Below are 20837 nucleotides of genomic sequence, written 5' to 3'. Positions count from 1 at the left end.
TATGGGGATTTCAGCCCTCTCGTACAAGTAGCCCCTGTAAAAAAACGTGATGCGGCGACTTGAAAAGCGAACCGCATTATCCATGCGATCCAACGGGTTACCTCAAATGAAGCCTCACATTACAAATGCTTCATATCGTTCTTAGCACCTGTGCGGGCTTCTGGCCGAGAACGCGCCATGTTCCCGCGAGGCCGAAACCGACCGTCAGCACCAGCGCTATCGCAACGGTCATCAGCGCGACATCGGGCAGGAACTGCGCCTTAAGCTTCATGATTTCCACCACGACATACCAGCCCGCCACGCTGCCGGCGACGAGTGCGAAGAGCGCTGTTGCAAGCCCGAGCAGCATATATTCAAGCACATAGGCGGTAATCAGCGTGCCGCGCGTGGCGCCAAGCGTCTTCAGCACCACCGCATCATGAACACGGGCGCGGTTGCCCGCCGCGAGCGCTCCGCCCAGCACCAGAACCGAAGCGGCAAGCGCAATGGAAGCCGCAGCACGGATGGCGGTTGCAAGCTGGCCGATCAGATCATTGGCGACATTGAGCGCGTCGGTCACGCTGACCGTGGTGACGGCGGGCCATGTCTTCGTGACCTGCCGCAATACATCAGGCGCAAGGTTCTTCTGGCTGTCGGGAATGGTGAGTGTCGCGAGCCATGTCGCAGGCGCACCGGCAAAGGTGTTGGGAGAGAACACCATGACAAAATTCATCGCCAGCGTTTCCCACTGCACCTGACGGAAGCTTGCGATCTTCGCGGTGATGTTGCGGCCAAGCACATTGACCGTCACCGTATCGCCGAGCTTGAGGCCCAGTTCCTTGCCCTCGCGCTCCGCGAAGGAGACGAGCGGCTCGCCGCTATAACCGGCGGGCCACCATTCGCCCTCGCTCAGCGTCGAATTTTCGGGAACATTGTCGGCAAAGGTTATGCCGCGGTCGCCGCGCAGCACCCAGGCCGCTTCCGGCGGAATGGTCATGTCGCGCACGTTCCTGCCGTTAAAGGCGACGATGCGCCCGCGCAGCATCGGCCCGGAAGTGAGCTTGCCATCCGGCACGATGCCGCTCACCAGTTTGGTGAAATCGCCAATGTCGCGGTTTTGTATATCGACGAAAAAGAAATCGGGGGCCTGCGCCGGAATGTTTTCCGTCACCTGACGGCGCAGATTGCCATCGATCAGAGCAATTGCCACCATCAGCGTCAGACCAAGGCCGAGCGAAAGCACCACGGAAGGCGTCAGCGCGCCGGGGCGATGAATGTTGCCGATCGCAAGCCGGAGTGCGGTCGAGCGCACGCGCGGCACCCGGCGGGCAAGCCAGCGAATACCGTCCGCAACAAGCCGCAACACGCCGAAGGCTGCAATGGCCGAAACGATGAAAATCGCAGCAATCCGCCGGTCATAGGCGACGTAGAGCGCCAGCGCCGCGAGCGCTGCAATCAGCAGAACCGCAAGGGTGAGATAGAGCAGCGGTGGCAGGCCGCGCTGCTCGAAGCCCTGCTCGCGGAACAGCGCCGTCGCCGGAATATCCCGCGCCCTGCCCAGCGGAATGATCGCGAAGGCCAGCGTTGTGATGAGGCCGAAGATGGCGGCGAGCGCCAGTGCTGCCGGAAAGAAGCCGCCGCCACCGGCGACCGGCAGATAGTTGGCAAGCGCCAGCGCCGCCGCATAGGGAATGATCGCCGCCAGTATCAGCCCCAGAGCAATGCCGATCAGGCCGATCACCATGATCTGCGTGAGGTACACCAGTACGGCGAAGCGCGCAGGCGCGCCGAGCGACTTGAAGGTCGCGATCACGCCGCGCTTGCCGTCGAGATAGGCGCGCACCGCATTGGCGACGCCGACACCGCCGACAATCAGGGCTGTGAGGCCCACCAGCGTCAGGAATTGCGAAAAGCGCTCGATATTGGCGCTCAGCGCCGGAGCGGCATTGGCGCGGGATCGGATGTTCCAGCCTGCATCGGGGAAATCGGCGGCAGCCTGCCGCCTGACTTCGGCGATTGCCGAATCCGGCGCGCCATCCGGCAACGCGACCTTGTAGATATGATCGACGAGGCTGCCGGGCTGAATGAGGCCGGAAGCGCGCAGGCCATCCAGCGAAACCAGAAAGCGCGGCGCAAAATTGAAGCCGGACGAAAGCAGGTCCGGCTCGCTCTCGATCAGGCCGCGCAGTTCAAAGGTCTGCGAACCGAGCAGAACCTTTGCGCCGAGCGACAGGCCCATGCGGTTGAGAAAATCCTGGGCGACGGCAGCGCCATAGATGCCGTCCTTCTCGCCCGTCATGTCGGCCAGCGATTGCGGCGGCTGAACCTTCAATTCCCCATAGAGCGGATAGGCGGCGTCAACCGCCTTCACCTCGACCAGCGACTGGTCGGAGCCATCCGGCATACGCGCCATGGAGCGCATGGTGGCGCTTTCCGCGACCTTGCCCTGCCTGTCGATGAAGGCGCGTTCTTGCGCCGTTGTTTCGCGCTGATTGAGCGCGAAGCTCACATCGCCGCCCAGAATGCTCTGGCCTTCCGAGGCAATGCCGGTGCTGACCGAGCGCGCCACCGAATTGACGCCGCCGATGGCGGCAACACCAAGCGCGATACAGGCGAGGAAAATATAGAAACCTGCAAGCCCGCCGCGCATTTCGCGCAGCGCAAAGCGGAGAGCAAGCAGGAACGACCGTGCCGCACTCATGCGCCAGCCGCCAGCGTTTCGGCAACGGTGCCGCCCTGCGCGGGCTCCTCGATCCGGCCGGAGCGCACCGGAATTTCAATATCGCAGCGCGCCGCAAGCGCCGGATCGTGCGTGACCAGAACCATGGTCAGGCCGTTCTCGCGCTGCTTGGCGAACAGGAGATCGGCGATCTGGCGTCCCGTCGTGGTGTCGAGATTGCCGGTCGGCTCGTCCGCGATCAGGATTTTCGGGCTTGGCGCAAGGGCGCGCGCGATAGCGACGCGCTGCTGTTCGCCGCCGGAAAGCTCGGACGGATAATGGGTGAGACGCTCGCCAAGGCCGACGGCGCGCAATTCGCGCTCCGCCACCTCGAAAGCATCGCGACGACCGGCAAGCTCCAGCGGCACGGCGACGTTTTCCAGCGCCGTCATGTTGGGAATGAGGTGGAAGGACTGGAACACGATGCCGATATTGGCGCCGCGAAAGGCGGCGGCCTGATCTTCGCTCATCCGGCTGATCGTCTCGCCCGCGATCTTCACGGTACCGTTATCGACATGCTCCAGACCGGCCAGCACCATCAGCAAAGTGGACTTGCCGGAACCGGAGGGACCGACGATGCCGACCGACTGGCCTTGCGATATATGGAGGGAAACGCCCTTCAGCACATGCACCAGTGAAGCGGCATGACCAAGGGTTAGATGAACATTCTCAAGTTCAATAATCGGGCCAACAACCTGTTCCGTCACGCGGTTTTTATCCTATATGAATAACAGCGCGTCACAAATTTGAACTTATGTTGCGCCAATTATTGAAGAGAAGTCCGGCGGGCCGTTTGCCCACAGCCCCTCAAATATGGGTTTTCGACAATGCGTTTCAAACTCTCAATTCCGGCATGGCTCCCTATTTTTGCGATGATGGCGTCTTTTATGGCGGCAAGCCCCATCGTTGCGGCGCAGGCGCAGGAAGAACCGACCGGCCTTGAAGACGCACTGCCGACCGAGCAGCTGTCGCAGGTCAAGATTGTCGGCTTCGGCGACAGCCTGATGGCGGGCTATCTGCTGCCGTCCAACGCCGCCTTTCCCCAGCAGCTTGAAAAGGCGCTCAACGACAAGGGCATTGAGGTTTCGATCGAAAATGCGGGTGTGTCGGGCGACACCACCACGGGTGGGCTTTCGCGCATCGACTGGTCCGTTCCCGATGGCACCGATCTTGTGATCCTTGAACTTGGCGCCAATGACGCGCTGCGCGGCATCGAACCCGACATTACCGAAAAAAACCTCGACGAGATGCTGGCGCGCCTCAAGCAGCGCGGCATTTCGGTCATTCTTGCCGGCATGATGGCCCCGCCGAACATGGGCAAGGACTATGCCGCGAAATTCAACCTGATCTATCCGAAGCTGGCACAGAAATACGGCGTGCCGCTCTACCCGTTTTTCCTCGACGGCGTAGCAACCAAGAAGGAGTTTTTGCTCGAGGACGGAATGCACCCCAATGAAAAGGGCGTCAAAACGATGGTGACCAACTTTATGCCCACAATCGAAAAGAGCCTGCAGCAAATGCAAAACAAGGGGACATCGGGAGGCTGACGCCGGTCGGGAGCATAAACAGCTTGCTCCCGGTATAAAACTTTGATTCGCTTACCATGCATCGCAGAAATCGAATCATCCTCGATGGAACGATGCACTGACACTCTGAGTTAGAGCGTCTTTCGCGCATCCAGTCGGATGCAGGCGCTCTGACATGGAACGCTTCGAGGAGGATGCCTTATGCCGCGTCTTTTCACTGCCCTCGAAATCCCGCGCGACGCCGCGCTTTCGCTCTCGTTATTGCGAGGCGGTCTCCCTGGCGCACGCTGGATTGATGTCGAAAACTACCACATAACGCTGCGTTTTATCGGAGATGTGGAAGGCCACGTGGCCGACGAGGTTGCCAATGCGCTCGATCGCGTGCGGCGGCCCGAATTCATGCTCAACCTGTCGGGTGTCAATGCTTTCGGCTCCAAAAAGCCGCACAGCATCTATGCGGGTGTATCCCCCTCGCCTGAGCTCAACGGCTTGCAGGCGGAAATCGAACGTATCTGCCAGCGGCTTCACATTCCCGCCGACCCGCGCAAGTTCACGCCGCATGTGACGCTGGCGCGGCTTAGAAATCCCCGCATCGACGATGTGGTGCGCTATCTTTCCTCACGCGGCAACTTCGCGACGCTGCCCTTCAAGGTGGGACGGTTCGTGCTGATGTCGTCACGCGATTCGGTTGGCGGCGGCCCCTATATCGTCGAGGAAGCCTGGCCCCTGGTCTCCGTTTCCCGCACTGGCCAGAACTGGTCGGCAAGCGCGATGGAAGCTGCCAGAACCATCCGGTAGACCTTCTCGAAGTCCCCGGTCCCGCCATAATAGGGATCGGGGATTTCAACTGCCCGCCCTTCGGCAATCTCGGTGAATAGACCTATATGCGCGCTTGCATTTGCAGGCTGCCGCCCGGCGATCATCCGCATATTGTAGCGGTCCATCCCGAGGATCAGGTCGAAGCGGCTGAAATCGGCTGCGATGAGCTGGCGGCAACGCTGGCCGGAAATATCGAGACCATGGCGCGCCGCGACGCTGATGGAGCGCTCATCCGGCTCCTCGCCGGTATGGTAGCCATTGGTTCCCGCAGAATCGACCAGCACATGGCGGATGCCGCGCTTTTCCAGCACATGCCTCATCACGCCTTCGGCAAGCGGCGAACGGCAGATATTACCGGCGCAGATGAAAAGAATGCTGTTTGGCGCTGATGCGGTCACTGCTGCGATCACGGAACTCTCGCGTTCATGATAAGTTGTTTCAGAAACCGCAACATAGGCGAAAGACGATGACACGCAACCGGCTGACGGAAAACGAACTGAACGAAGCGCTCAAGGATCTTGACGGCTGGCAGAAGGTTGACGGACGCGAGGCGATTTCCAAAAGCTTCAGGTTCAAGGATTTCAACGCCGCCTTCGGCTTCATGGTGCGCGCAGCGCTTCACGCGGAAAAGCTCGACCATCATCCCGAATGGTTCAATGTCTATAACCGCGTCGACGTTACGCTTTCGACCCACAGCGAGAACGGCATTACCGAACTCGACATCGAGCTTGCGCGCAAAATGAACGCCTTGGCCTGAAGTTAAAGCTTTGAGATGTATACATAAATCTTCCGGCGATCATAATTGAAGCTGCCATCGGCGTTGCGGCTGGAATAGGGAAGGACGCGGGTCAGGTTGGTGCGGTCCTGCCAGTTCTGGCCGAGCTTGCCGCCATGGACGCCGCGTATATAAACATCGCCAAGCGAGATGGCGGCATGGAAAATATGCCCGGCCTGAACGTCATAGAAGCCGATGGCCTTGCCAAAGGGCAGCGCCGAATAGCCGTTCCATTGTTCGCCTGCCCTGAAATTCAGGATGGGTATCCAGTTCTGGCTGGACGTGCCGCGCAGCGTGTTGAGCGAGATTCCCGCACCGAAGAGGAACCGCAGATAGACGGCGGCATCGTAGCATCCGGCCTCGAACAGGTCGATGGTGATGTAATCGTCCTCGCTTCCGGCGGCCAGCAGCTGGTTGCCGCGAAACAGCCGTGTGGAACGGTCGCTGCGGATGAAGTTTTCCCCATAGCCGGTCAAATGCATCAAACCCTCCATTCATTCTGCACCTGCTTCGCCGCGCGTCCAAAACGTTTGGGAAGCGCTTCATGAGCGTTTCGGACGAATCTGTATTTTGGGGATTTGATGGAGGCGTTGTAGCTGATGGTTCTGGCAGGATGGGACCGGGGAGAAATCGCCCGGACTTGCAAGGAGGGCACAAACTCCCCATTTTTAGCCGGTCATGACCCGTGCTCAAGAAATCGGGACGACAGGAGTTGAACGAGAATGGATGACGTCAGAATCGGTGAAATCCTCGAACCCGGCAGCGAGAGTGAATTTAAAAAGCGCAGCGAACGGGTGAAGAACGGATTCTGGAAGGCGGCGCGCCGCGCCGGACGCATGGTGCCGTTCATGGACGAGGTTGTTGCAGCCTATTACTGCGCGCTCGACCAGAAGACGCCGACCCGCGTGCGCATGACGCTGATGGCAGCACTTGCCTATTTCGTCCTGCCTTTCGACGCCATTCCCGACCTTCTGGCCGGTATCGGCTTCACAGACGACGTTGCCGTGCTGATGGCGGCGCTGACCGCCGTTCGCGCCCACATCACGCCCGCGCACCGGCTGGCTGCGAAGCAGGCGCTGGAGGATGAGGGAGTAAGGGAGTAAGGGAGTAAGGGAGTAAGGGAGTAAGGGAGTAAGGGAGTAAGGGAGTAAGGGAGTAAGGGAGTAAGGGAGTAAGGGAGTAAGGGAGGCTATTCACAGCTATGTGATCCCGGCAACCCTGCAATCAATTACGCCTGTTTTCCTCCCTATTCCCGTACTCCCCTATTCCCATATTCCCCTTTTAACCGCCCCTATTCCCTACTCCCTTCACCAAAGACAAACTCTCGCCGCTTTCTTTTCATTCAACTGAACCAAGGGATGGCGGGGCGACTTGGCTGCTCATTCAAGTTTTCTTTCGAAACTTCACCGTTTGGTAACCCAGATTAAGGCATTTTAATCGGCAACTGAGCGGGACGGCGTGATGAACGGCGGCATCCCGATATTCAAGTTTGAAGCAAACGAAAGAGAACCGGTAAAAACCAATGCTTGGAAAATCGATCGTCGCGGCTTCTGTGTTCATGATTGGGATGGCGGGCTCGGCACTCGCCCAGACCCCGAGCCAGATCAGCCAGTTCAATGCCTGGGGCGCCTACAGCTATCAGTCGGGCAACGGCAAGGTCTGCTATGTCCTCTCCGTACCGACCCAGAAGGCTCCGGCCAGTGTCGATCACGGTGACAACTTCTTCCTCGTGAGCCAGAAGCCCGGCCAGAACATCTCGTTCGAACCGCAATTCATGGCCGGTTACGACCTCAACACCAATGCCAAGGTCGTCGTCTCCATCGGCAACCGCAGTTTCAACATGTTCGTCAACGGCAAGTCCGGATGGATGGAAAATGCAGCCGAAGAACCGCAGCTCATCGCAGCCATGCGCGGCGGCTCGGAAATGAAGGTGCAGGCACAGTCGAAGCGCGGCACCAAGACCAACTACACCTATTCGCTTAAAGGTATTTCGGATGCGCTGAAAGCCATCCAGAAGTGCAAATAATCCACGCGAATGGATGACTTTGAAAGCCGGGCCATGTGTCCGGCTTTTTCTTTTGCACTGCATTCCTGCATGGCAGACCGCATTTCATGTGGGATGACGAATGCGATAATGTGTGCTAAGAGCGCGCGCAACAGGGTCGCAAAGCCAAGCGTCCGACCCTATTTATCCATGAATTCGGGCCAGATTGTCTGGCGAAGCTTATCGACGCGCTCCAAGCGTTCGTCTTCCAACAGTTGAAAACAGATGTCCATTTCGTTCGACCTTACCATTGATGATACGCGCGACCAGCTTGCCCGCCATGCGCGCGCCAGCCTGGAGGCAAAGCCGTCGCTGATCGGCATGTCGCGCGAGGAAATGGCCGAAGCGCTGATCAAGGTCGGCGTGCCGGAACGGCAGACGAAAATGCGCATCAGCCAGCTCTGGCACTGGCTCTATGTGCGCGGCGTTTCCGATTTCGCCGACATGCGCAATATTTCCAAGGATCTGCGCGCCCTGCTGGCGCAGCATTTCACCATTGCGCGGCCTGAAGTGGTCGAGGAACAGATTTCGCAGGACGGCACCCGCAAGTGGCTGTTCCGCTTTCCGCCGCGGGGTGCCGGTCGTCCGGTCGAGATCGAAAGCGTCTATATCCCCGAGGAAGGCCGCGGCACGCTCTGCATTTCCTCACAGGTCGGCTGCACGCTCACCTGCTCCTTCTGCCACACCGGCACGCAGAAGCTGGTGCGCAACCTCACCTCGGAAGAAATTCTGGCGCAGCTTTTGACCGCACGCGATCGTCTCGGCGATTTCCCGGACAAGGACACGCCCGACGGCGCCATGGTTCCCGCGGAGGGCCGCAAGATCACCAATATCGTGATGATGGGCATGGGCGAGCCGCTCTATAATTTCGAGGAAGTGAAGAAGGCCCTGCTGATCGCCTCCGATGGCGACGGACTGTCCCTTTCCAAGCGCCGCATCACGCTTTCGACCTCCGGCGTGGTGCCGGAAATCTATCGCACCGGCGACGAGATCGGGGTCATGCTCGCCATTTCGCTGCACGCCGTGCGCGACGAATTGCGCGATATTCTGGTGCCGATCAACAAGAAGTATCCGCTGGAACAGCTCATCAAGGCCTGCCGCGAATATCCGGGCCTGTCCAATGCCAAGCGCATCACCTTCGAATATGTGATGCTGAAGGACATCAACGACAGCCTTGAGGACGCCAAGCTTCTGGTGAAGCTGTTGCAGGGCATTCCGGCCAAGATCAACCTGATCCCGTTCAACCCGTGGCCCGGCACGAATTACCAGTGCTCGGACTGGGAGCAGATCGAGAAGTTCGCCGATTATGTGAACGCGGCAGGCTACGCATCGCCGATCCGCACGCCGCGCGGCCGCGACATTCTCGCTGCCTGCGGCCAGCTGAAATCGGAATCCGAACGCCTGCGCAAGAGCGAGCGCCTTGCGCTCGAAGCCATGATGATCGCCGGGCACGGCGAATAAACCGAGGGAGCGCGCTTGAACGATACTTTCGACTACATAACGCGCTTCGTCATCGTGGTATTCGGCTATTGCTGCGGTGTATTAGCGGCAGGCTGGTTTCTGGCCGCCATCCTTTTCCGTACCCTCGGGGTCGATTCCTTCATGAACGATTTCGTCATGATGGCGAGCGATGCGGATGCCGGTTCGTTTTTTGCAGCCACCAGCTTCTGGAGCGCCGTGTTTGTCGGCGGCTTCGCGCTTGCCGTACTGGCTGGCGGGTTCAGCTTCGTGCCCGCCCTCATCCTGATCGTCCTGGCGGAAGCGCGCGGTTACAAGTCGTCGCTGTTCTACTGCGTTGCGGGCGCACTGATCGGGCTCGCGGCAGCAAGCGCATCGCTTCCATTCAGCGATAACCGGAGCGTACAGGAAAGTTCGCTCTGGATTGCGGCCATTGCAGGCGCCGGTGTCGTCGGCAGCTTCGTCTACTGGCTGCTCGCAGGCCGCAATGCCGGACGGCTTCTTGTCCACCCAACCGATCTTCGGTAATAATTGAAATTAGAGCATTTCCCGCAAACGTGCGAAGCACCTGTGTGAGGAAATAGCCCACAGGACTGATTTCTTATCCCGCTTCGATGCGCTGGCTAATGCGGCAAAACAAATAGATAGAGTGGTTCCAACGATTCCGTTAAAACAGGAACCGCCTCGATGTAAAAAATAGACAATACAAATTTATATCATAATTTTAAGCACATTTTTAAATCAAATAACAAGAGGCGACAATGCAAATTGTCAGTCATTTAAAATCACTAATCAATATACTTATTTCATACGCCCTGTCTGCATATTTCGCAGGCGTGTCAATATGTTTATTCGTGGGAATAAATGATTTATTAGACCATAATTACAGCAGCAACATTTATCCTATATTGGAATTTTTTCTAGATATACCCAAGATTGCTCTCGTTCTTTCAGGAATAATTATAATTTTCACTTCAGTTCCATGCACAGCATTCATTATATTTTCCGAATTACTCCGAATAAACTACAAGAATTATTATATTATATTTGGAGGGATTCTTGGATTAATCCTTATAATATTCTTTGCAGCGAAAGATATTTCGCTACCGCCCTCATATCGCGACTTTAAAATGTTCATTCAGTTTACGATTTCCGGGGCATTTGCCGGTTGGGTCTACTGGCGACTGGCTGGCCGCAATGCAGGACGATTTTTCAATCGCCCTGCTGAATAATCGGTCCATCTTCCTTTTTCGCATTATCCTACGCATCGAAGCGGGATAAGAAATCAGTCCAGTGGACTGATTTCCCCGCGCAGGCGCTTCGCACTTTTGCTGGAAATGGCTTTTTCACTCGCATTATCCTGCGCAAAACCGCTTCGCACTTTTGCTGGAAATGGCTTTTTCATTCGCATTATCCTACGCAAAACCGCTTCGCACTTTTGCTGGAAATGCTCTATTTCGCCTGTGCGGTGATGATCTTCAGTGCGAAGGCCGAGAATACGCCTGCAAACATCCAGTCCACGATGCGCGTCACGGTCGGGTTCTTCTTCAGAAGCCCTGCAAAGCGATCTGCCGCCACCACCATCGGGATGGTGAAGGGCAGCGCCATCGGAATGAAAGACAGGCCGAGGAAGAACAGTTTGCCCATGGCATGCGGGTCGTGCGCGGAGACGAATTGCGGCAGGAAGGTCATGTTGAACAGGATGATCTTCGGGTTGAGCAGGTTGATGCCAAGCCCGGTCAGCCAGTTCTGGAACAGCGTATGCTTTTTGCCGCCATTCTTTTCCGGCGAGAAGGCCGACCCCTTGCGGATCGCCTGCACGGCGAGCCACACCAGATAGCCCGCCCCTATCACCTTGAGCGCCGTGAAAGCCGCTGGCGATGCGATGATCAGCGCCGAAAGGCCGAGCGCAACCATGGTCGTGTGAATGACGATGCCGGTGCTGGCGCCAGCCATGCAGGCAAAGCCCGCGGCCTTGCCTTCGGAAAGGGCGCGCCCGACGAACAGCGTCATGTCCGGGCCGGGGGTGATGGAAAGGATCGCGGTTGCAATCGCGAACTGGACAAAGATCGTCCATTCAGGAATGAAGGTCAGGTTTGTCAGAAAAGACATCGAGATGTGCTCCAGGATATGGCGCACGCTAGAATAATTTCCCGGCAAAGGAAACAGTGGAATGGAGACCGGAATGCTGCTTATCGTGGGGACCGTTCGCCTGCCGCCAGAAAATCTCGACCGGGCGCGCGAGGCCATGCAGCGCATGATCCTGGCCAGCCGTGCCGAAGACGGCTGCGTGGACTATTTCTATGCCGAAGACGTGCTGGAACCGGGTCTGATCCATGTCAAGGAATTCTGGCGCGACCGCGCCTCGCTCGACCGGCATTTCGTCTCCGCCCATATTGCCGAATGGCGGGCCGCGTGGCCTGAGCTTGGCATCGGCGACCGCAATCTGGTTGTTTATGAGGTCGGCGAACCGCAGGGTACATGACATCGCATCAGTTTTCGCGATAAGTCGCAGCCCTTCGGCTTGCGCGGCGCTTGGCAACTGATAAAAGACTTGCGGATATATCAGTTGGGTTCCATCGGAGCCTCAACCGCACCGCATTGGACGGAAGTAACTATGAGCAAGCTGAAAGACGTTAAGAAAGTCGTTCTCGCCTATTCGGGCGGCCTCGACACCTCGATCATCCTGAAGTGGCTTCAGACGGAACTGGGCGCGGAAGTCGTGACCTTTACCGCCGATCTCGGCCAGGGCGAAGAACTTGAACCGGCCCGCAAGAAGGCGGAAATGCTGGGCATCAAGGAAATCTTCATCGAGGACGTGCGCGAGGAATTCGTGCGCGATTTCGTCTTCCCGATGTTCCGCGCCAATGCCGTCTATGAAGGCGTCTACCTGCTCGGCACCTCGATTGCCCGTCCGCTGATCTCCAAGCACCTGATCGAGATCGCGAAAAAGACCGGCGCCGACGCCATCGCCCATGGCGCGACCGGCAAGGGCAACGACCAGGTTCGTTTCGAGCTTTCGGCTTACGCGCTGAACCCGGACATCAAGATCATCGCCCCATGGCGCGACTGGTCGTTCAAGAGCCGCACCCATCTGCTCGAATTCGCCGAACAGCACCAGATCCCCGTCGCCAAGGACAAGAAGGGCGAAGCGCCGTTCTCCGTCGACGCCAACCTGCTGCATTCCTCGTCCGAGGGCAAGGTTCTGGAAGATCCGGCTGTCGAGGCTCCGGAATATGTGCATATGCGCACCATTTCGCCGGAAACCGCGCCCGACAAGGCAACGATCATCAGAATAGGCTTTGAAAAGGGCGATGCGGTCTCGATCAATGGCGAGCGCCTGTCGCCTGCCACGCTTCTTGCCAAGCTCAACGACTATGGCCGCGACAACGGCATTGGCCGTCTCGACCTCGTGGAAAACCGCTTCGTCGGCATGAAGTCGCGCGGCGTCTATGAAACGCCGGGCGGCACGATCCTGCTCGCTGCGCACCGCGCCATCGAATCGATCACGCTCGACCGTGGTGCGGCGCACCTGAAAGACGAGCTGATGCCGCGCTATGCGGAGCTGATCTATTACGGCTTCTGGTTCTCGCCGGAACGTGAAATGCTTCAGGCGGCCATCGACCACAGCCAGCGCCATGTCGAAGGCGAAGTCACGCTCAAGCTCTACAAGGGCAATGTGATGGTGATCGGCCGTGAATCGCCGAAGTCGCTCTATTCCGACAAGCTCGTCACCTTCGAGGACGACCAGGGCGCTTACGACCAGAAGGACGCCGCAGGCTTCATCAAGCTCAATGCGCTGCGGCTGCGCACGCTCGCCGCGCGCGACCGCAAATAAGCATATCCAATCAGGACAAAAGCCCGCCTTCCCGGCGGGCTTTTTTTAGAGCGGTTCCTGCTCTGACAGAATCGCCGAAACCGCTCTAACTGTTTGTTTTATCGCATTATCCAACGCATCGAAGCGGGATAAGAAATCAGTCCAGTGAACTGATTTCCCCGCGTAGACGTTTCACACTTTTAATGGAAATGCTCTCGAGCGGGACGTGAATCTTGTCTGTCTATCTGGCCCTGCCCGCCTGCATTCTGCTTGGCGCTTACCTGCTGGTGCGCTGCATTTCCATTTTGTGGAAAATGATTGCGCCTGATGTCCGGCACCAGTTTACGGGCAACGCCCGGCCACACATCTTTCATTTGCCGAACGCCGGACGCTACGCGATCAGCATCGTGTTTCCGCCGTTTACCATTCTCCCCGGCACGGCCTATTTCTCAACGCAGTTTGCCATCAAGGTCTGCGCGACCGGCGCGCCGATTGCCTATCATTCCACACGCCGCTTCCTGTTGAGCGTCCGGCGGACCGATATGCGCGGCAATGCTTCCCATGCCTTGGGATATTTCGACTGCACGACAGCCGGGGATTACGAAATCATCTGCCTGACCCCTGAAAAGATCAGGGCGAATTTCCGGCTGGAAATAACGCCCCATATTTCAGTCCTGAAACTCGCGCCCGCCATCGCAGGGACCATTCTTGCCGCAGGAATGAGCGTGGGCGGGACGATTGTCTTTCTGCTCTGGATGGCAGGCAAAATTTGATAATGTCAGACTGCGTTTTTGATTGCCGCCAGCATCTTTTCCTCGCCCGGACGCAGCGTCAGCACCCGCACACCGTTCGACGTGACCGCCACCGTATGCTCGAACTGCGCTGACAATTTTCCGTCCCGCGTCACCACCGTCCAGCCGTCCTTTTCCTGCTTCACCTTGGCCGTTCCCTGATTGAGCATCGGCTCGATGGTGAACACCATGCCCTCGCGCAGGCGAACGCCGGTGCCGGGCTTGCCGAAATGCATGACCTGCGGCTCCTCGTGCATCTGGCGACCGATGCCGTGGCCGCAATATTCCCGCACGATGCTGTAATCATGCCGCTTGGCGTGGCGCTCGATGGCATGGCCGATATCGCCCAAAGTCGCGCCGGGACGTACAGCCGCAATGCCCTTCCACAACGCCTCATAGGTCACGCGAACGAGGCGCGAGGCAAAGGGCGCAACTTCTCCGACCATATAGGTCTTGCTGGAATCGGCGATATAGCCATCCTTTTCCAGCGTGATGTCGAAATTGATGATCTCGCCGTTTTCAATGATCTCGTCATGCGACGGCATGCCGTGACAGACGACCTCGTTCCTCGAGCTGTTCAGCACATAGGGATAGTCATATTGCCCTTTGCTGGCGGGCCGGGCCTGCAAGTCGCGGGTGATGTAATCCTCGACCAGATCGTTGACCTGCATCGTGGTCATGCCGGCCAGCGGCGTGCGGTCGAGAAGCGTAAACACGGAGGCAAGCAGCGCGCCGGATGCCGCCATTTTCTCCACTTCGGCTGGTGTCTTGGTCATGACGACTGCACTGCCAGAACCGGCAGAACCGGCAGCTCAACCTGTGCTGCACGCAGCTGCATCTGCACGATCTCGTTGAACGACAGGTCGGGATGCGCCTGCGCCAGCATGCCGATCTTCATCCAGTATTCGGCCTGCGCATTGATCGAACGGCACATGACGTCGCTCGCCTTGCGCAGTTCCTCATGCAGCTCATCGCCGATCTTCACGATACCCATGGCTTCCTCACTATGCGATTTATATACAGATCATATATGATCCATATATAACTCCAAGGCATATCCGGCAAGGATTTTCCACCCGCACTTCTTCCACTTGACTCTTCGCCTGCTCGATTCAATACTAGAACAAATAGAGAACAATTTGACAGGAATCGAACGTGAGCGGCATCGACATCGCGGCGTTGCGGCGCATGGTTACGGCCATTGCAGGCAATGATCCGCAAGGCAGTTTCGCCAGCAGAACAGAAAGCAGGACGGGAAGCGGGACGGAAGCAGGCTTCGGTCGCGCACGCAGCTTCACGCTCGGCCTTGCCGGGGCCGATGCCGCCTTTCCGCATGGCCTGGCTGGCGATGCGCTGCATGAGGTCTTTGCCGAAAATCCCGGCGCGCATATGGCGGCGACCGGCTTTGCGCTGGCGCTGGCGCTGCGCGCCTCGCAAGACAAAAGGCCGATCATCTGGATCGAGGAGGAAAGTGCGGCAAGCGAATATGGCGGGCTTTATCCGCCGGGGCTTCATGCCTTCGGGATCGATCCGGCCCGGCTTCTGATCGTGCGCTGCCCCAGCGCGCAGGATGCGCTGAAAGCGGCAAACGATGCGCTGGAGGCAGGCAGCGGCGGCAAGGCCTCGCATCTGGTTTCCGGCGTCGTCGCCTCGGTGACCGGCCAGCCGAAATGTCTCGACCTCACCGCATCGCGCCGCCTGCTTCTGGCGAGCGAGGCCGCGCAATTGCCGGTCATCCTGCTCAGGAGCCATCGAACGGCCGTGCAAAGTGCTGCCGTCAGCCGCTGGCGGGTGGCGCCCGTGCCATCGCGCTCCAGCGGAGCGAACGCACCGGGAAAACCGGTCTTCTCCGCCGTGCTGGAGCGCAACCGCCACGGCACATGCGGGCAATGGATCATGGAATGGAACAATGAAACCCTTGAATTTGGCACAACAGAACGGGACGGCAGAACGCTTGTTTCTCGCCCTGTGGTTTCCGTTTCTGCCGACCGACCGGCTTCGCCGCGCCGTTCCGCATGACGGCAGGGAGCGCCTGCCCCTGGTGGTGACCGAGCGCACGGCCAATGCGTTGCGCCTGACGGCGGTGGATGCGGCGGCGGCGAAGCACGGTCTTTTCCCCGGCATGGCGCTGACGGATGCGCGCGCCCGTGTGGAAAGGCTGGACGTGGCGACCGCCGCGCCGCAACACGACGCCGCGCTTCTCAAGCGCCTTGCCCATTGGTGCGAGCGCTACACGCCGCTCGTCGCCTTTGATGAACCGCATGGGCTGATGCTCGACATAACGGGCTGCGCGCATCTGTTCGGCGGGCTTGCCGCCATGCGCGCCGACGCGCTTCGCCGCATTGAACGCGCCGGACTGAAGGTTCAGGCGGCGATTGCCGACAACAGTTTTGCCGCGCGGCTACTGGCGCGGGGAACGAAGGGCGGCGTGTTCAGCAAGGCGGAGGCCGACCGGCTGCTTCCCCGCCTGCCGCTATCCGCGCTTGAACTGACGCAAGCTGCCGAAACCGGCCTCAAGCGCGCCGGGCTGAAACGCATCGGCGATGTGATGGGGCTTCCGCGCGCCGCGCTCACCGCCCGTTTCGGCACCGATCTTGCGACCCGGCTCGACCGGTTGGCGCGGCAGGAGCGCGCGCCGATTTCTCCCTTGCGCATCATGCCGCTCAGCATCGCGGAGCGCCGCCTGTCGGAACCCGTCACGGGGATGGAGCTGGTCGAACACATCTTGCAGGAACTGGCGCAGGCGCTTTTTGCGCAGCTTGAACCGGAGGGCAAAGGCGCGCTGCTGATCGAGGCCTCCTTCTTTCGGGTCGATGGCGACGTGCGCCATATCCATATCGAAACCGGCCAGCCGCTGCGCGATGACAAGGTTTTCCTGCGCCTTGCCCGCGAAAGGCTCAATGCCTTGACCGACCCGCTCGACGCCGGGTTCGGCTTCGACATGATCCGGGTGGCCGCACTGCGCAGCGCGCCAGTCGCCCAGCGCCAGACCGGACTCGACCAGCACGAGGAGGATGAAGCGGGGTTCAGCCAGCTTGTGGACCGGCTTTCGGCGCGGCTTGGGCAGGACCGCGTTCTCGTTTCCTTTTCGCGCAATACGCATATGCCCGAACGGGCCTTCGGCCTGCGCCCTGCCCTGCACACGGACGGCAGAGGCGAAGCCGATTATGAAAGCCTACAGCCTCTTCCCGGCGACCCGCCAGCGCGTCCCATAAAACTGTTTCGTCCACCGCAATTGATCGAAAGCGTGGCGGAAGTGCCCGACAGCCCGCCCTCGTTTTTCCTGTGGCGGCGGGTGCGCCATCAGGTGCGCCTTGCCGAAGGGCCGGAACGGATCGAGCCGGAATGGTGGCGCGCAATCGGTCAGGACGTGCCGGAACTGCGCGATTATTATCGGGTGGAGGATGAAAACGGCCAGCGCTTCTGGATTTTTCGCGAGGGGCTTTATGACGGCCTCAATCATCCGCGCTGGTTTCTGCATGGGCTGTTTGCGTGATGTCTCTCTATTTTGAAATGGCCGCTGCCAGCAATTTCTCCTTCCTTTGCGGCGCATCGCATCCGCAGGAACTGGTTTTGCAGGCCCATGCGCTTGGCCTGTCCGGCATCGGCATTGCCGACCGCAACACGCTGGCCGGTGTGGTGCGGGCCCATGCGGAATGGAAGGATATTCGCAAGAAAAGCGATTTCCGGCTTTTCATCGGCTGCCGCCTGTCCTTCATCGACGGCACGCCGGATATGGTCGTCTATCCGCGTGACCGCGCCGCCTATGGGCAATTGTGCCGCCTGTTGACGGAGGGCAAGACCCGCGCCGCCATCAAGGGGGAATGCCATCTGCTATGGGCCGATCTTTTGTTTCGCGCGCGGCAGTTCCAGATCGCGGTTTTTCCTCCCGAAGAAGATCAACCGGATTTTGCCGACCGTCTGGCGGAAATCGCCAAGGCTGCGCCCGGCTCCGTCTGGCTGGCGCTTGCCATGCCACATCAGGGGCAGGACGGACGCCGCGCGGAACGCACCGCCCGTTTCGCGGCCGAAGCCAATGTGCCGCTGATCGCCACCAATGACGTGCTCTATCATCACCCGGACCGGCGCGCGCTTCAGGATGTGCTGACGGCAACCCGCCACTACACGACCGTCTTCGATGCCGGGCGCCTGCTGGAAAAGAATGCCGAGCGCCACCTGAAACCGCCGCATGAAATGGCGCGATTGTTCCGCGATTATCCTGAAGCCGTCGCGGCGACCGCCGATTTCGCCGCGCCGATCACCTTCCAGCTCGATGAGCTGAAATATGCCTATCCCGACGAGCCCATCCCGCCCGGCAAGACGGCACGGCAGCATCTCCATGACCTCACCTGGGAAGGCGCTGCCCGTCATTACGGCGCGGACAGCATCCCGCCCAAGGTGCAGGCGCTGATCAACAAGGAGCTGGCGCTGATCGCCCAGCTTCAATACGAGCCCTATTTCCTCACCGTCTATGACATTGTGCAGTTTGCAATTTCCAAGAAGATTCTATGTCAGGGACGCGGTTCGGCGGCCAATTCCGTCGTCTGTTTCTGCCTTGGCATCACCGGCGTGAACCCGACGGAAGTGGATCTCCTGTTCGAGCGCTTCATCTCCGCCGAACGTCAGGAACCGCCGGATATCGATGTCGATTTCGAGCATGAGCGGCGCGAAGAGGTGATGCAATATGTCTATGACCGCTACTCAAGAGACCGCGCCGCCATTGTCGCGACCGTCATCAGCTATCGCTCCCGCAGCGCCATCCGCGATGTCGGCAAGGCCCTGGGCCTGACCGAGGACGTGACGGCGGCGCTCGCCAATACGGTGTGGGGCATATCGGGCGGCGGCATCGACAAGCAGCATATCCGGCAGGCGGGCCTTGATCCCGACAACCCCATCATCCGGCGGGCAGTGGAACTCGCCATCACGCTGATCGGCTTTCCGCGCCACCTGTCACAGCATGTCGGCGGTTTCGTGCTCACCCGCGACCGGCTGGACGAGACCGTGCCCATCGGCCCGGCGGCAATGGACAAGCGGTCTTTCATCGAATGGGACAAGGACGACATTGACGAGCTGGGACTGATGAAGGTCGATGTGCTGTCGCTCGGCATGCTCACCTGCATCCGCAAGGCATTGGACCTCATTCACCAGCACAAGCCGCAGCTTTATGGCGGCGAGAAGCTGACATTGGCAACCGTCGAGCGCGACGACAAGCGCGTCTACGACATGCTGTGCAAGGGGGATTCGCTCGGCGTGTTTCAGGTGGAAAGCCGCGCCCAGATGAACATGCTGCCGCGCCTGCGCCCACAGGAGTTCTACGATCTCGTCATCGAGGTCGCCATCGTGCGCCCCGGCCCCATTCAGGGCGACATGGTGCATCCTTATCTCAGGCGGCGAAACGGACAGGAGCCCTGCACCCTGCCATCGCCTTCGCCGGAGCATGGTCCGCCGGACGAGTTGCGGCAGATTCTCGGCAAGACCAAGGGCGTCCCGCTGTTTCAGGAACAGGCGATGCGCATTGCCATGGAGGCTGCAAAATTCACGCCCGACGAGGCCAACCAGTTGCGCCGCGCCATGGCCACCTTCCGCAAGATGGGAACCATCCACACGATGGAGCAGAAGATGATCGAGGGCATGGTCAGGCGCGGCTACGAGCGGAGCTTTGCCGAAAACTGCTTCAACCAGATCAAGGGTTTCGGCGAATATGGCTTTCCCGAAAGCCATGCGGCAAGCTTTGCGCATCTGGTCTATATTTCCGCATGGATCAAGTGCTACCATCCGGAAGTGTTCGCCGCCGCCCTTCTCAATTCCCAGCCCATGGGTTTTTACGCCCCTGCCCAGATCGTGCGCGATGCCCGCGACCATGGCGTGACGGTGCTGCCCGTCGATGTGAACTTCAGCCAGTGGGACAATATTCTGGAGGATACGCTCGATATCCGACCGGCGCTGCGACTGGGCTTTCGCCAGATCGACGGATTCTCCAAGGAGGATGCCCGGCTGCTGATTGCCGATCGGCACGAACCCTATCGCACCATAGAGGACATGCACCGGCGGCTGCGGCTCGACCGGCGCGCCTTCACGCTTCTGGCCGATGCCGATGCCTTCGGCTCGCTCGATATCGACCGCCGCGCAGCACTCTGGGCCGTGCGCCGCCTGCCCAATGACGAGACGCTGCCGCTGTTTCGCGCCGCTGCGACCAGCGAACTGGCGCAGGAACCGCGCACGAAACTGCCTGAAATGGCCGCGTCCGAGCATGTGATCGCCGATTACGAAACGACGCGGCTTTCGCTGAAAGGGCATCCGCTGCAATATCTGCGCGAGGGGCTTGCGGCGGAAGGCGTTTCCACCTGCCGCTTAGTGCAGGAAGGTGCGGACGGGCGCCGCATGAAGGTGGCGGGCGTCGTCACCGTGCGCCAGCGCCCCGGCAGCGCCAAGGGCGTGGTGTTCCTCACCATCGAGGATGAAACCGGCATCGCCAATATCGTCGTCTGGCCGAAGATCATGAAGGCGTTTCGCCGCGAAGTGATGGGGGCGCGGCTGATCCATATCGAAGGCCGCATCCAGCGTAGCCCCGAAGGGGTCGTGCATCTGGTGGCGGCGAAATTGCAGGACCGTTCGGCAGCCTTGATCGAAATGAGCGGACGCGAGGCACAGCGCCTCGTCGCGCCGTCCCAGATGGCGCATCATCCGCGAAATGTGCGGATCATGCCGAACTCACGCGACTTTCATTAGGATTCAGCTTCTGACGGCCTGCAAATGGCGCTTTGCTGCGCTTCCGGTGCTCATGTACCTTAAAGTACACTCCGCTCCGGTTCTCGCAAAACACCATTTTCGGCACGTCATAAGCTGAATCCGGGATGCCGCCCTTTTCGTTAGAGCGGTTCCGTTCTAACAGAATCGCCGGAACCGCTC

The 20837-nt window shown here is 59.4% G+C and carries 20 protein-coding genes; 13 read left to right on the top strand and 7 right to left on the bottom strand.

Features of this window, described 5'->3' with window-relative positions; translation table 11 throughout:
• Positions 1-130 precede the first annotated feature (130 nt).
• Together J9800_RS10840 and J9800_RS10835 are read right to left on the bottom strand one after the other, a co-directional pair.
• Positions 131-2680, bottom strand: coding sequence for an ABC transporter permease (locus J9800_RS10840; protein WP_114214334.1), 2550 nt, complete (start codon positions 2678-2680; stop codon positions 131-133).
• Complete coding sequence (locus J9800_RS10835; protein WP_112592205.1) at positions 2677-3405, bottom strand: ABC transporter ATP-binding protein; 729 nt, start codon at positions 3403-3405, stop codon at positions 2677-2679. Before J9800_RS10835 ends, J9800_RS10840 begins: the two co-directional genes overlap by 4 nt.
• Before the next feature lie 120 nt (positions 3406-3525).
• Between J9800_RS10835 and J9800_RS10830 the strand changes: the two genes are divergently transcribed.
• Positions 3526-4245, top strand: coding sequence for an arylesterase (locus J9800_RS10830; RefSeq protein WP_114214335.1), 720 nt, complete (start codon positions 3526-3528; stop codon positions 4243-4245).
• A 180-nt stretch (positions 4246-4425) separates the two neighbouring features.
• The gene (thpR, locus tag J9800_RS10825) at positions 4426-5022 is read left to right on the top strand and encodes an RNA 2',3'-cyclic phosphodiesterase (protein WP_112592202.1); all 597 of its coding nucleotides are present in this window, start codon (positions 4426-4428) and stop codon (positions 5020-5022) included.
• On the opposite strand, the gene J9800_RS10820 is transcribed toward thpR, so the two are convergent.
• Positions 4926-5453, bottom strand: a complete 528-nt coding sequence (locus J9800_RS10820; RefSeq protein ID WP_205315871.1) for a low molecular weight protein-tyrosine-phosphatase — start codon at positions 5451-5453, stop codon at positions 4926-4928. The two genes, thpR and J9800_RS10820, sit on opposite strands and share 97 nt — an antisense overlap.
• A gap of 56 nt (positions 5454-5509) precedes the next feature.
• On the opposite strand from J9800_RS10820, the gene J9800_RS10815 reads away from it, so the two are divergent.
• The gene (locus J9800_RS10815; protein WP_114214336.1) at positions 5510-5800 is read left to right on the top strand and encodes a 4a-hydroxytetrahydrobiopterin dehydratase; all 291 of its coding nucleotides are present in this window, start codon (positions 5510-5512) and stop codon (positions 5798-5800) included.
• A gap of 2 nt (positions 5801-5802) precedes the next feature.
• Here J9800_RS10815 and J9800_RS10810 read toward each other — a convergent pair whose 3' ends face one another.
• Complete coding sequence (locus J9800_RS10810; RefSeq protein WP_245670639.1) at positions 5803-6300, bottom strand: hypothetical protein; 498 nt, start codon at positions 6298-6300, stop codon at positions 5803-5805.
• A 240-nt stretch (positions 6301-6540) separates the two neighbouring features.
• Here J9800_RS10810 and J9800_RS10805 point away from each other — a divergent pair, with 240 nt between their 5' ends.
• The 4 genes from J9800_RS10805 (at position 6541) to J9800_RS10790 (ending at position 9848) form a co-directional block, all read left to right on the top strand.
• Complete coding sequence (locus J9800_RS10805) at positions 6541-6921, top strand: YkvA family protein (RefSeq protein ID WP_114214337.1); 381 nt, start codon at positions 6541-6543, stop codon at positions 6919-6921.
• A 419-nt stretch (positions 6922-7340) separates the two neighbouring features.
• Positions 7341-7844: an invasion associated locus B family protein gene (locus J9800_RS10800; RefSeq protein ID WP_006465808.1), complete on the top strand. Its 504-nt coding sequence runs from the start codon at positions 7341-7343 to the stop codon at positions 7842-7844.
• A 243-nt stretch (positions 7845-8087) separates the two neighbouring features.
• The gene (gene rlmN / locus J9800_RS10795) at positions 8088-9323 is read left to right on the top strand and encodes a dual-specificity RNA methyltransferase RlmN (protein ID WP_114214338.1); all 1236 of its coding nucleotides are present in this window, start codon (positions 8088-8090) and stop codon (positions 9321-9323) included.
• Positions 9324-9338: 15 nt separating this feature from the next.
• On the top strand, positions 9339-9848 hold the full coding sequence (locus J9800_RS10790; protein ID WP_114214339.1) for a hypothetical protein: 510 nt from the start codon (positions 9339-9341) through the stop codon (positions 9846-9848).
• Positions 9849-10772: 924 nt separating this feature from the next.
• Here J9800_RS10790 and J9800_RS10785 read toward each other — a convergent pair.
• On the bottom strand, positions 10773-11432 hold the full coding sequence (locus J9800_RS10785) for a LysE family translocator (RefSeq protein ID WP_112592192.1): 660 nt from the start codon (positions 11430-11432) through the stop codon (positions 10773-10775).
• 73 nt (positions 11433-11505) lie between these two features.
• On the opposite strand from J9800_RS10785, the gene J9800_RS10780 reads away from it, so the two are divergent.
• The 3 genes from J9800_RS10780 to J9800_RS10770 all read left to right on the top strand — a co-directional run bounded on the left by J9800_RS10780 (position 11506) and on the right by J9800_RS10770 (position 13910).
• A complete protein-coding gene (locus J9800_RS10780; RefSeq protein WP_114214637.1) occupies positions 11506-11805 on the top strand; it encodes a putative quinol monooxygenase in 300 nt (99 codons plus the stop codon).
• Positions 11806-11937: 132 nt separating this feature from the next.
• The gene (locus J9800_RS10775; protein ID WP_114214341.1) at positions 11938-13158 is read left to right on the top strand and encodes an argininosuccinate synthase; all 1221 of its coding nucleotides are present in this window, start codon (positions 11938-11940) and stop codon (positions 13156-13158) included.
• 212 nt (positions 13159-13370) lie between these two features.
• Positions 13371-13910, top strand: a complete 540-nt coding sequence (locus J9800_RS10770; RefSeq protein ID WP_286167373.1) for a hypothetical protein — start codon at positions 13371-13373, stop codon at positions 13908-13910.
• Positions 13911-13915: 5 nt separating this feature from the next.
• Here J9800_RS10770 and map read toward each other — a convergent pair whose 3' ends face one another.
• Together map and J9800_RS10760 are read right to left on the bottom strand one after the other, a co-directional pair.
• Positions 13916-14704 carry a type I methionyl aminopeptidase gene (gene map / locus J9800_RS10765; protein WP_114214342.1) on the bottom strand — a complete coding sequence of 263 codons (789 nt, stop codon included), beginning with the start codon at positions 14702-14704 and terminating at the stop codon, positions 13916-13918.
• The gene (locus tag J9800_RS10760) at positions 14701-14922 is read right to left on the bottom strand and encodes a ParD-like family protein (RefSeq protein WP_112592187.1); all 222 of its coding nucleotides are present in this window, start codon (positions 14920-14922) and stop codon (positions 14701-14703) included. The genes map and J9800_RS10760 overlap by 4 nt, the downstream gene beginning before the upstream one ends.
• Before the next feature lie 161 nt (positions 14923-15083).
• On the opposite strand from J9800_RS10760, the gene J9800_RS10755 reads away from it, so the two are divergent.
• The 3 genes from J9800_RS10755 to J9800_RS10745 are packed head-to-tail and all read left to right on the top strand — an operon-like array spanning position 15084 to position 20657.
• The gene (locus tag J9800_RS10755; protein WP_114214343.1) at positions 15084-15947 is read left to right on the top strand and encodes an ImuA family protein; all 864 of its coding nucleotides are present in this window, start codon (positions 15084-15086) and stop codon (positions 15945-15947) included.
• Positions 15883-17424: a Y-family DNA polymerase gene (locus J9800_RS10750; protein ID WP_114214344.1), complete on the top strand. Its 1542-nt coding sequence runs from the start codon at positions 15883-15885 to the stop codon at positions 17422-17424. The genes J9800_RS10755 and J9800_RS10750 overlap by 65 nt, the downstream gene beginning before the upstream one ends.
• On the top strand, positions 17424-20657 hold the full coding sequence (locus tag J9800_RS10745) for an error-prone DNA polymerase (RefSeq protein ID WP_114214345.1): 3234 nt from the start codon (positions 17424-17426) through the stop codon (positions 20655-20657). The genes J9800_RS10750 and J9800_RS10745 overlap by 1 nt, the downstream gene beginning before the upstream one ends.
• Positions 20658-20837: the final 180 nt, after the last annotated feature.

The organism is Ochrobactrum sp. AP1BH01-1 (assembly GCF_018066705.1).
Taxonomy (GTDB): Bacteria; Pseudomonadota; Alphaproteobacteria; order Rhizobiales; family Rhizobiaceae; genus Brucella.
The sequence above is the reverse complement of the archived record's forward strand: the minus strand, read 5'-3'. Positions and strand labels throughout refer to the sequence as shown.